General features: G+C 40.7%; 9 protein-coding genes. 8 read left to right on the plus strand and 1 reads right to left on the minus strand.

Features of this window, described 5'->3' with window-relative positions:
* Positions 1–331 precede the first annotated feature (331 nt).
* From V7K15_RS10535 to V7K15_RS10555, 5 genes are all read left to right on the plus strand, one after another.
* Positions 332–1,378: a response regulator gene (locus V7K15_RS10535; RefSeq protein WP_334905438.1), complete on the plus strand. Its 1,047-nt coding sequence runs from the start codon at positions 332–334 to the stop codon at positions 1,376–1,378.
* Positions 1,379–1,466: 88 nt separating this feature from the next.
* Positions 1,467–1,844: a response regulator gene (locus tag V7K15_RS10540; protein WP_334905440.1), complete on the plus strand. Its 378-nt coding sequence runs from the start codon at positions 1,467–1,469 to the stop codon at positions 1,842–1,844.
* A gap of 4 nt (positions 1,845–1,848) precedes the next feature.
* Positions 1,849–2,346, plus strand: coding sequence for a chemotaxis protein CheW (locus V7K15_RS10545; protein WP_334905442.1), 498 nt, complete (start codon positions 1,849–1,851; stop codon positions 2,344–2,346).
* A 62-nt stretch (positions 2,347–2,408) separates the two neighbouring features.
* Entirely contained in the window at positions 2,409–5,243 is a 2,835-nt protein-coding gene (locus tag V7K15_RS10550; protein ID WP_334905444.1) for a methyl-accepting chemotaxis protein, read from the plus strand.
* Positions 5,244–5,403: 160 nt separating this feature from the next.
* Positions 5,404–8,493, plus strand: a complete 3,090-nt coding sequence (locus V7K15_RS10555) for a hybrid sensor histidine kinase/response regulator (protein ID WP_334905446.1) — start codon at positions 5,404–5,406, stop codon at positions 8,491–8,493.
* Between the two features lie 405 nt (positions 8,494–8,898).
* Here V7K15_RS10555 and V7K15_RS10560 read toward each other — a convergent pair whose 3' ends face one another.
* Positions 8,899–9,099 (minus strand): hypothetical protein, encoded by a 201-nt coding sequence (locus V7K15_RS10560; RefSeq protein WP_334905448.1) that lies wholly within the window; start codon positions 9,097–9,099, stop codon positions 8,899–8,901.
* A gap of 49 nt (positions 9,100–9,148) precedes the next feature.
* Here V7K15_RS10560 and V7K15_RS10565 point away from each other — a divergent pair, with 49 nt between their 5' ends.
* The 3 genes from V7K15_RS10565 to V7K15_RS10575 form a co-directional block, all read left to right on the plus strand.
* Positions 9,149–9,379, plus strand: coding sequence for a hypothetical protein (locus tag V7K15_RS10565; protein ID WP_334905450.1), 231 nt, complete (start codon positions 9,149–9,151; stop codon positions 9,377–9,379).
* A 105-nt stretch (positions 9,380–9,484) separates the two neighbouring features.
* A complete protein-coding gene (locus V7K15_RS10570; protein WP_334905452.1) occupies positions 9,485–10,117 on the plus strand; it encodes an NACHT domain-containing protein in 633 nt (210 codons plus the stop codon).
* Positions 10,075–10,548 (plus strand): HEAT repeat domain-containing protein (locus V7K15_RS10575; protein WP_334905454.1); only part of this gene is annotated, 474 nt, incomplete at its 3' end. The genes V7K15_RS10570 and V7K15_RS10575, both read left to right, overlap by 43 nt.

The raw sequence follows: 10,548 nt of genomic DNA on the forward strand, positions 1-10,548 counted from the left end.
ATTCCACGATTTAAATCAGTATTATTGCTGTGGTCAGATTGGGGTTACTCAATGGAAAGTGGCTTCATCTACTCTTAGCATTTTTATGTCCTATTCTCGAAAGATATCTATAAATCTCGGTAACAGTAGGCAAATTAATCATAATTTACGAATTTACTGAGATTTGATCATTTGAAAATAACGTTGCTGTCGTTGAGTTTCACCACAAACCTAAATATAAACTTATGTAGTTTGAAATACAAAAGTTTGATGCTTTTTACTTGATTTAAATCGTGGAATAACTCTGCACGAATTTAGCTTACACGTATCGAATTTAGCTGAAGTAAAGCAAATGAGCACAACTCCTATAGGTAGCTACAGGTTGTTCCAGAAACTACATCCGCTATCTCTGTTGGCACAATTAACCAGTCGGCGTGCTACAGGTTGTTTAAGTATCTTTACTGGGATAGTTTCTTGGGCAATCTATCTAGAAGACGGTAAACTTACTTATGCCTCCTATTCAGATAAACTATTTGAGCGCCTTGATAGTCACTTGCGGCGCTTGAGTCAGCAAATTCCTGCTCTCAACAGCGCTACTCGCGTGCAGATGCGGCAGATGTTTGAGGCGAAGAATGAACATCAATCAATACCAAATGCAGATTACCAAGCTATTAGTTGGTTAGTAAATCAGGACTATATCACCTCTGTACAAGCAGCAAGCCTGATAGACGAATTGGCAAAAGAAGTTCTGGAATCATTTCTGTGTTTAAAAGAAGGTAGCTATGAATTCAGTCCAGAAAACTCTTTAAATGAACTACCAAAGTTTTGTCGCCTAGATTTGCGGTTACTTGTTGAACAGTGTCAAAAGCAGTTACGAAATCGGCAAAATATCCAGTCATCGATTCCGGCTGGTCGGGGTTCACAAGTTTTGTCTACAACACAATTGCAAATAAAAATTGGGCAGAAATCACCGATTTCAATCAATTTTGATATTTCTGAGAATAATAAAAATACTCAGTCACCTGTTGGTAAAAAACTACATACAATTGCCTGCATTGATGATAGCCAAACAGTTTTGAATTCCATTAAACATTTTTTGGATGAAAACACATTTTCAGTTGTGATGATCAACGATCCGGTGAAAGCTTTAATGCAAATTCTTCGGAGTAAGCCCGATTTGATTTTACTAGATGTTGAAATGCCAAGTTTAGATGGCTACGAGCTATGTTCTTTATTACGGAAACATTCAGCTTTTAAAAATACACCGATCATTATGGTAACAGGTAGAACAGGCTTTATTGACAGAGCAAAGGCAAAGCTGGTGAGGTCATCAGGATATTTGACTAAGCCTTTTACACAATCAGAATTGCTAAAAATGGTTTTTAAGCATCTTGGTTAATTTAGGAGTTAGAATTTAGTGCTAATTTCATTCTGAATTCTTGTAACAAAATTAATATGTTTAATATGTTTTTTTAGGAGATTTAATAGTGAGCCTGACTTTGCTTGGCACAATTATGATTGTAGAAGATTCTCCCAGTGAATTGGAATTAATGAGCCATTATCTTAAAGAAAGTGGTTACAAGGTAATTAAAACTTCTGGTGGAAAAGAAGCTTTAGAAAAAGCTGTGTTAGAAAAACCAGATGTGATCGTTACTGATGTAGTAATGCCAGAAATGAGTGGATTTGAATTGTGTCGTTCTCTAAGAAGAAATCCGATTACTGCAAAAGTACCAATTGTGATTTGTAGTTCCAAAAATCAAGAAATTGACCGTTTGTGGGCGATGAGACAAGGTGCAGATGCCTATATAACTAAACCTTACACCCGCGAACATCTCCTATGTACTATTAAATCAGTGGTAATTTAAATCAATGGTTATTACAAACATTGCACTTTCTCCAAAACTAACCCCAAATAACTTAGCAGATGGTTATCTTAAGTTTCAACTAAATCAACAGACTACTGCTGTTTTATCAATGAGGCATACGCAAGAAGCAATTATTGTACCTATTGAATCTGTCACTTCAATGCCCAATATGCCCCCCTGCATATTAGGATTAATGAATTGGCGGAGCCGGATAATTTGGGTAGTCGATTTGCCAAGAATGCTCAATTTAGAATCTCTAGATTATCGACTGCGACAGTACAATGCGATCATTATTCGAGTGGAATCATTGTTATTAGGCTTAGTTGTGCAAGAAATAAAAGGTACAACCAAATTCGTAGCTGATGCTATTCATTCTCCTATAGGACAAGTAGCATCCAGTTTAGTTCCTTATTTATGTGGGTGCGTTGTGCAACAAGAAGAAATATTACTTGTATTAGATGCAGAGGCAATTGTGCAGTCTTCTATTCTCCGCAGTGATTAAGGTGTACTACTAAAAAACACATTTTTAGTGTTCTTGTTCACATAGTTAGGAGAACTACTTTTATGTTTAATAAAACCAACACAAATCAAGCTAGTGGCGCTCAAAATCGAGCATCATTGATTTCGTCCCAAAAAGCCATTGGGACTGTAGTAAAGCTACCAAATAAGCCGACTACTGAAACTGCTAATAATTATTCTGGGAATCAGGCTATTCCCTATTTTACAAGACTGGGATTGGTTAAGAAAGCGACTATTTTAGCGATCGCAATCGGGACAATACCAGTCTTGGGGATATGCGCGATCGCTTTTAGTTTTGCCAACAAATCAATTACTAAGCAAATTACTCAATCTCAACAAGCTAAAGCCATTGACTTAAGTGATAAACTTAACCGCTTCATGTTGGAACGCTACGGAGATATTCAGGTAATATCAAGTTTGCCATTTTTGACAAGTCCCCAAGCTAGCGTAAGTAGCACTACTCAAGAAAAGCAAGCAGTTCTAGATCGGTTTGTTGAAGCTTACAAAGCTTATGACAGCGTTGCTGTTTTTAATCGCCAAGGTAACTTGATTGTGCAATCCACAGGCGAACCCCTAGAGAATCAAAAAGACCGTACCTATTTTCAAACCGGGTTGCAAAAAGATGCACCTATAATCAGCAAACCGGAAGTAGCAAAAAGTACAGGTTTAGTGAGTATTTATATAGCTGCACCCGTTAAAGAGACAAGGACGGGGCAAACTATTGGGGTGGTACAAGCACGTATGCCCGTAAAATCTTTAGAGGAAGTAATCAAAAACTACGTAGCCAATGGACAACAATACTATTTGCTTGATGCTTCGGGAACAGTTTTCTTAAGTCCACAAAAGGAATTATTGGGGAAATCGGCAAAGGGAGAGTATTCTAGTTTACCTAAACTACTCGCAGCTAAAAAGGCAGATAGTTTTATAGAAGTTCCCAAAACTGGCAAAAAACAAGAACTAGTTAGCTACGTACCAGCCAGGGAGTTAGACGGCTTACCTGATTTAAACTGGCAGGTACTTTTATCCACAGACACAGCAATTGTATTTGAGCCGCAAAGACAATTATTGTGGACTATAGCCATCGGTACGGCACTGACAGCATTTATTGTAGGTGCGATCGCATCTCAGTTAGCTAAACTTACTACACAGCCAATTCTGAATGCAAGTGCGGCATTAGCGAAGCTAGGTCAAGGTAAATTCAATACCCGTCTCGAAATCGAAAGAGAAGACGAATTAGGGTTATTGAGTGCAAATATCAACCAAATGGCCGAACAATTGCAAGTCTTAGTTAAGGAACAAGAACTCGACGTTGAAGGGGCAAAATTACTCGCAGATATCACCCTCCGAATTCGGCGAATTCTCAAAACTAAAGAGATTTATCACGCAGCAGTCAAAGAAGTTCAGCGATCGCTAAAAACAGATCGGGTAATCATTTATAGTCTAAATGCAGATACTTCAGATGGTGTTGTCGTCGCTGAATCGGTAACTGATAATTATAATTGGCCAAAAATGCTCGGAGTGCAAATTGATGATCCCTATTTTCGGGAACGTTATATAGAAACTTATCACGATGGACAGGTGCAAGCGATCGCTAATATTTATCAAGACCAAAGTCTGAAAAATGCCGGCGGTTACATCCAACTATTAGAAAAATTTGCTGTCAAAGCTAATTTGATCGTACCAATTTTTGCCCAAGAGCAACTTTTAGGTTTATTAATTGCTGATAATTGCGAAACTCCTCGTGTTTGGCAACAGCCGGAAATTGACTTGTTTCAACAGATAGCAACTCAAATCGGTTATGCCTTAGAACAAGCCAAGTTATTAGAAGAGATAGAACAATCTAGAAATGTTGCCGTAATCGGGTCAGGCGAAGAACGACAACAAAAAGAAGCACTGCAACACCAACTTTTAGAACTGCTCAGTGATGTAGAAGGTGCAGCTAGAGGCGACTTGACAGTGCGTGCAGACGTGACATCTGGGGAAATAGGCACTGTTGCCGACTTTTTCAACTCAATTGTGGAAAGCCTCCGCGATATTGTTACCCAAGTTAAAGAAGCTGCTACCCAGGTGAATACTGCCATCGGCTCTAATGAAGGAGCCATCCGCGACTTAGCAGAGGAAGCACTCATACAAGCTGCCGAAATCAACCGCACCCTCGATGCTGTTGACAAAATGACCAAATCCATGCAGTCGGTAGCCGAAAGTGCTGAAAAAGCTGCCTTTATTGCTAACCATGCTACTCACACCGCTACCAAGAGTGGACACGCGATGGATTTGACAGTACAAAATATCCTCTCTTTGCGGGAAACCGTTAATGAAACTGCTAAAAAAGTCAAACGTTTGGGAGAGTCTTCTCAACAAATTTCTCGTGTGGTGTCCTTGATTAACCAAATCGCGATTCAAACTAACTTATTAGCGATTAATGCCGGTATTGAAGCCGCGCGTGCAGGTGAAGAAGGTCAAGGTTTTGCCGTAGTTGCTGAAGAAGTCGGCGAATTAGCAGTACGAAGTGCCGCAGCAACCCAAGAAATTGAACAAATTGTTGAAAATATCCAACGAGAAACCAGTGAAGTGGTGCAGGCGATGGAAGTAGGAACCACCCAAGTAGTTGAAGGTACCCGCATTGTGGAGGAGGCTAAAGAAAGTTTGAGGGAAATTTTGGATGTATCGCATCAAATTGACTCCTTAGTGCAGTCAATTTCCAGTGCAACTGCTTCTCAGGTAGAAACATCGCAAAGTGTCAGCCAATTGATGAAAGATATCGCTGCTGTATCACAACGCACCAGCGATTCTTCTCGCCAAGTTTCCGAATCTCTGCAACAAACTGTGGAGATTTCCCAGCAGTTGCAAGAGACTGTGGAGACTTTCAAAGTTAATTAAGTTTGTCATTTGTTATTTGTCATTTGTCGTTTGTTAATGACCAATGACGAATGACTTTTGTTATTTGTCCGTTGTCATTTGTCCTTTGTCTTTTTACCAATGACTAATGACCAATCACTAATGACTAATGACCAATGACCAATGACTAAGGATAAGAACTATGTTACAAGACAAAGAATTAGAAATCCAGATGCAGTTTCTGGAAGAAGCAACTGATTACTTAAATACTCTAGAAGGGGTATTGCTGGAAATCGATACTACTAACCGCATCGATTTAGATAAAATCAATGCTGCACTCCGGGCGACTCATTCTATCAAAGGTGGCGCCGGGATGATGGGATTTAGATCGTTAAGTGATTTAGCCCATCGTTTGGAAGATTCCTTTAAAGTTTTAAAAACTAAAAAAAATTCTCTCGAAATTGATACTCAGTTGCAAAGTTTATTGCTATCTGGAGTTGACTGGCTGCGTCAAATTGTCGAACTGCTTGCAGAAGGAAATGTTGTCGAAGATCAATGGTTAGAAACCTTTTGTTACCCAATTTTTGATGAGTTGCACGATCGCTTGGGCGACCCCAGCGCTGAGGATGCCTCAACCATGCTATCCCCAGAAGAGGGACAAGATGTTATCCCCTTGCTATTTGGAACAGAAGTAGAAGAGTGTTTGCAGCGTCTAGAATCTATATTGGCAGATAGCGAACAGCCCGGTTTGCATGAAGAAATTGTGATTATGGCGGTAGAATTAGGCGGTTTGGGGGAAATGCTCCAGTTGGCAGCTTTTACGAAGCTTTGTGAGTCAATAACGCAGCAATTGGAAACTGTTAACAGCGAACGCATTCCCGAAATTGCCCAGTTAGCATTGCAAGCATGGCGGCGATCGCAAGCTTTGATACTCACAAATCAACTAGATAACTTGCCTACAGAAATTGACTTGGATAGTTATACTCAAGTCCAGCCACTATTACAAGCAGAAGTAATACCACCGTTTGTCCCCACAGATGTTGATACAGAAGTAGTATCAACATCTGTTTGGCAACCAGAAAACATAAGAGAAAATTGGACTAATGATCAAGCGTTAGCGCACCCCAGCGCAGGTATTGCAGCTAATTTTACATTTGTGGATGCAGAATTGACAGATGACGTAAATGCTGGCAATGTCACCGAGCAAAATACGATATTCGCTAGAGGAAATAATCCTATAGATGGCAGATTTAGCGAAAGCAAAGGAGAACAGGCTGGTGTTAGTAAAGAGCGAGAAATTCATGAAAATAGTGTCCGAGTTCCTAGCAAACAATTAGAGCAAATTAATGATTTATTTGGCGAACTGGTTCTTCAGAGGAATGGGTTAAACTCGCAACTAGAAAGATTACGCAAACTCGTTCGTAACCTGAACCAGCGAGTCCAAGTTCTCGACCGAGAAAACCAGAATTTACGTACAGCCTACGGCAAAATTTCTACTCAAGCTGCCATGTCTGCTGGGGTGCGTAGACACGTTGGCGACGCCTCTCGTAGAGAAGTGGCTTGTCAACAGACATCGCAAGCGGAAAATGGCCACCAAATCCAAGGTACAGAGAGGGAATTTGATCCCTTAGAAATGGAGCGCTATAACGATTTAAACCTGCGATCGCAGGAAGTTATGGAAACCATTGTTCAGGTACAAGAAGTCACGACTGATGTGCAACTCAGTGTAGATGATACAGACCAAATTGCTCGTAAAATAAACAAAACATCAAAACAGTTACAGACCAAATTAAATCATATTCGGATGCGGCCGTTGTCAGATTTAATCGAACGTTTCCCTAGAGCTTTACGCGATTTAAATGTAGAGCATGGGAAAAATGTCCAGTTAAAAACTGAAGGTGGTAACACTTTAATTGAACGCAGCATTTTAGAAGCTTTAAACGAACCTTTAATGCACCTGTTAAGGAATGCTTTTGATCATGGTATCGAAGACCATGCTACCCGCCGCCTTTTGGGTAAACCAGAACAAGGATTAATTGAAATTAAAGCTACCCACCGCAGTAATCGCACCCTTATTACCATACGTGATGATGGTTGGGGCATTTCTCTGGAGAAAATTCGCACCCGCGCCTTAGCTATGGGATTGGATGCTTCTCTACTTGCTAATGCTAGTGATGAAGAACTGTTATCACTAATTTTTGAACCAGGTTTTACCACCTCCGAACAAGTCACAGCATTATCTGGTCGCGGTGTCGGTATGGATGTGGTTCGTAACAACCTCAAACTAATTCGAGGAGATGTCACAGTTGATACGGAACCAGGAGTTGGTACTACCTTCACCTTATCAGTACCATTTGCACTTTCCGTTGCCCGAGTTCTGCTAGTAGAAATCAACAAAATGGTATTGGCATTTCCCACAGATGTCATTTCAGAAATATCTTTACTCCAAAATGAGCGAGTTTTCCAAATGGCAGGTAGCGAAGTTCTAAATTGGCAAGGAACGATGCTGCCACTGATTCGCTTAACTGGCTATTTAGAGTTTAATTGTCTGCGCTACGATAGCTCAGAACTGGAAATACCGGCAGCAATTAATGCTAACAGCGTGTTAATAGTCAAAGGTAATAATCAGCCAGTAGCAATCCAAATAGACCGTTGCTGGGGTGAACAGGAAGTTGCGATTCGCCAAGTCGAGGGAAATATACCTTTACCTGAAGGCTTCAGCAACTGCACAATTCTCGGTGATGGTCGAGTAGTGCCACTAGTTAATGTCAATGAATTGCTGTATTGGATTGCTACGAATCGGCGGACTAATAGAGGCACTCAATTACCATCAGCAAGGTTAAAAACACCGTTCCTCATCTTTGATGAAGAGAAAATATCAGCCGCATCAGTTAAGCAGAAAGGCACAATTCTAATTGTAGATGACTCAATTAATGTTCGCCGCTTTTTAGCCCTGACTCTTGAAAAAGGAGGATATCAAGTAGAACAAGCTAAAGATGGTCAAGATGCCTTAGAAAAACTCCATAATGGATTGAGAGTTGAGGCAGTAATTTGCGATATTGAAATGCCTCGTTTAGATGGTTATGGCTTTTTAGGTAAGGTAAATTCAGACGCAGATACAAAAAATATCCCAGTCGCTATGCTGACTTCTCGTAGCAGCAATAAACATCGCCAACTGGCTATGCAATTGGGTGCTAGGGCTTATTTTTCTAAACCTTATAACGAGCAAGAATTACTGCAAACGCTGGAGGAAATAATTCATCCTATAGCACTAAATGGCACGTCTAATTAATAACTCATAATCATGTTTTAGATATTTTCGTAGGGTGCGTTACGCCAAAAGCTAACGCACCATTTTATAATAATTTTAAAAAAGAATGCGACAAACAGACCATTTGTAGAGACGCGATTCATCGCGTCTCTACAAATGGACGTGTTGCAATCATTAATTGAATTGGTATTAGTATCCTGGCGACTAGAAGTCGCGGCTACACAGACAAAACCCGCCTGCGCTGATTTATATCACAATACGCTTGGGTTAAAGGCTACTGGCAAAATTTGGGTTTTTGAGACGCGATAAATCGCCGTCTCTACAAGTGTTTTTGTCTTATCTAAACTGTGTTGATTTATATCACTAATAATCGCCTAGCTTTTTCGTGATACTATTTGCGTCAATTGAAGCAATTTCTACATAAACTCAATTTGTAGTGAATTTATGGTGACTGGTAACACTGACGGCTGTTGCTACTGCGTAGGCGTAGCCCGTCGTAGACATCGCAACTACACTTTGGACTAAAGCACAAGAGAAAATCGGTGAAAATATTGGTGATGCTACATGGACGCTAGGTGGCAAGTTAATCGCATTACTCCGCCAGAAGAATAAATCGTCATTACTCACCAGTGCTGTTGCGGGAAATGAACCGCAGCGTTTAGATTATGGTCAAGCTGTGCTAGAACTGAAAGCAGCAGCAGACGCAGACCCAGAAATTGCTCAAGCAGTTGTGGAAGTGGAAGCAGCAGCAAAAGCAGAACCAAAACTCACTCAAAAAATTCAAGAAATAGAAAATACCCTCAAGTCTCAACAGCCAACTATTCAAAATCTGACGCAGCTAGCAGAAAAAATTGGGGTTGTAAATCAAGGACAGATAACTAACCAAACTAATAACATCACTCTTTGACTACAGTCGTCTCAAGGGGAGGATGGGACAAAGTTAACTCCCGATCGCTGGCGTGAAGTCTGTCGTCAAATACTGGTAGAACGGCAAAAGCTGACTACAAATCCTTTGACATCAACTGAGGGAGTTACCCTGCAAGTTGATGATGTTTATGTACCACTAGGATTAGTTGAGCGCAAAAAAGTATCGAAGCCTCAAGATGATGTTTCTCCACAACAGGGGTCAGAACTGTACAAGGAGACAGAAATCACCAAAACATTTGAGCATGATGCTTTTCTTGAACAAGTTCTCAAACAGAAGAACACGCCTAAAAGTCAAGGTAAGCGAATTGCAATTATTGGCGAACCAGGAGCAGAAAAGACAACACTGTTACAGCAGATTGCTGATTGGGTATCTCGTGAGATTCACCAGTCAATTGTGATTTGGGTATCTTTAGCAGATTTGCGAGAGAAGGAACTAAAATCTTATCTGTTCGAGAGTTGGTTAACTCAGGTTGCTGAGAAAACAGGTAAAGCTGAAGCCACTAAGCAACTAAAGGATGATTTTGTTGCTCTGTTTAATCAAAATAATGTGTGGTTGCTGCTAGATGGGTTAGATGAAATGTCCGCATCTAATCCTGTAACAGAAATTGCCCGACAATTCCGTGAAGCAGGGTTAATTTCTCAAGCGCGAATTGTGCTGACCTGTCAGGTTAATCTGTGGGATGTCAAAAATTTTATGAATATCGCGCCTATTTTTTAGCCGCCGCAGGAATTGTAGAGTTTAGAGATTATTTCAGAGCATATCAGATAGTAACACAAATTGTCAAGTGGACAATTGATAGTCAGAGTTCAATCAAAAAGGAAGCTGGGTCAGCATTGCAACAGACAGATCGGACAAAAGCGATCGCCGCCTTAGTGCAAGTGCTGCAATCAACAACTGTGGATGACTATACCCGTAGGGAGGCAGTAAATAGCTTAGGGGAAATCGGCACTGGCAATGAAATTGCGATCGCCGCCTTGGTGCAACTGCTGCAATCAACTACTGTGGATGACTCCACCCGTTGGCTGGCAGCATCAAGCTTAGGGAAAATCGACCCTGGCAATGAAATTGCGATCGCCGCCTTGGTGCAACTGCTGCAATCAACTACTGTGGATGACTCCACCCGTTGGCTGGCAGCATCAAGCTTAGGG

Origin of the sequence: Nostoc sp., assembly GCF_036919815.1 — a bacterium.
Lineage (GTDB): Bacteria > Cyanobacteriota > Cyanobacteriia > Cyanobacteriales > Nostocaceae > Nostoc.